The organism is Bradyrhizobium sp. P2_E8 (genome assembly GCF_056403875.1).
This window is the reverse complement of the sequence record NZ_JBFUES010001365.1, coordinates 1-1,565: the sequence shown is the minus strand read 5'-3', so window position 1 is coordinate 1,565 and position 1,565 is coordinate 1. Positions and strand designations below refer to the sequence as shown.

Genomic DNA, 1,565 nt, shown 5'->3' with positions numbered 1-1,565 from the left:
GTCTCGCCGCTACGCGGCGAGCCACCCTCTCCCACAAGGGGAGAGGGGAAGACTCGGCCTTGCCGCGCGAACAGCCTTGCCACGCCCGCGCCAGCATGCGACTGGCCTTGTGACGAATCCCACGGCCTCCGACACACCCATGAATGTCCCTTCCATCGCTCCGCTGCCCGCGCCGGCCAACGGCCGCGACGCGCTGTCGGTGCTGCATTCGGTGTTCGGCCTGCCGGAGTTCCGCGGCGCGCAGGGCGAGATCATCCGGCACGTCACCGATGGCGGCAATTGCCTGGTGCTGATGCCGACCGGCGGAGGCAAGTCGCTGTGCTACCAGCTGCCGTCGTTGCTGCGGGAAGGTTGCGGCATCGTGGTCTCGCCATTGATTGCGCTGATGCGCGACCAGGTCGCCGGCCTGCTCGAGGCCGGGGTCAACGCCGCCGCGCTGAACTCGTCGCTGACGCCGCAGGAAGCCTCCGACATCGAGCGACGCCTGATCGCGGGCGATCTCGACCTGCTCTATGTCGCGCCGGAACGGCTGGTGACGCCGCGCTGCCTGTCGATGCTGGCACAGGCCAAGGTCGCACTGTTCGCCATCGACGAGGCGCATTGCGTCTCGCAATGGGGCCACGACTTCCGCCCCGAATATGTCGGCCTCTCCATCATCGCCGAGCGGTTCCCCGAGGTGCCGCGCATTGCGCTGACCGCAACCGCCGACGAGCTGACGCGGAAGGAGATCGTCGAACGGCTCCAGCTTGGGAGCAGTCCGCAATTCGTCTCCAGCTTCGACCGCCCCAACATCCGCTACGAGATCGTCGACAAGCGCAATGCGGTGTCGCAGCTCAAGGAGTTCATCCGGGAGCGCCATGCGGGCGATGCCGGCGTGGTCTACTGCCTGTCGCGCAACCGGGTCGAGGAGGTCGCCGCCGCGCTCGACGATGCCGGCATTGCCGCGCTGCCCTATCACGCCGGGCTCGACAGCAGCGTGCGCTCGCGCAACCAGGATCGCTTCCTCAACGAGGACGGCATCGTCATCGTGGCGACCATCGCCTTCGGCATGGGCATCGACAAGCCCGACGTGCGCTTCGTCGCCCATCTCGATCTGCCCAAGAGCATCGAGGCCTATTACCAGGAGACGGGACGCGCCGGCCGCGATGGCAAGCCGTCCGCGGCATGGATGGCCTATGGCCTCTCCGACATCGTGCAGCAGCGCCGCATGATCGACGAGTCCAGCGGCTCCGACGATTTCAAGCGCGTGTCGATCGGCAAGCTCGACGCACTGGTCGGGCTCGCCGAGACAGCGCAGTGCCGGCGCAGGCGGCTGCTCGCCTATTTCGGCGAGATCGTGCACGGCGAAACCTGCGGCAATTGCGACAATTGCCTGACGCCGCCAAAGATGCGCGACGGCAAGGTGCTGGCGCAGAAACTGCTCTCCTGCGTCTATCGCACCGGCCAGCGTTTCGGCGCAATGCACCTGATCGACGTGCTGATCGGCCGCCTGACCGAGAAGGTCACGCAGTTCGGCCACGACAAGCTGTCGGTATTCGGCATCGGGCGCGAGCTCAACGAAAAGC

The 1,565-nt window shown here is 66.8% G+C and carries 1 protein-coding gene; it reads left to right on the top strand.

Features of this window, described 5'->3' with window-relative positions; translation table 11 throughout:
• Positions 1–139 precede the first annotated feature (139 nt).
• The coding region (gene recQ / locus AC1D00_RS40500; RefSeq protein ID WP_477014558.1) for a DNA helicase RecQ at positions 140–1,565 on the top strand (1,426 nt) is incomplete at its 3' end.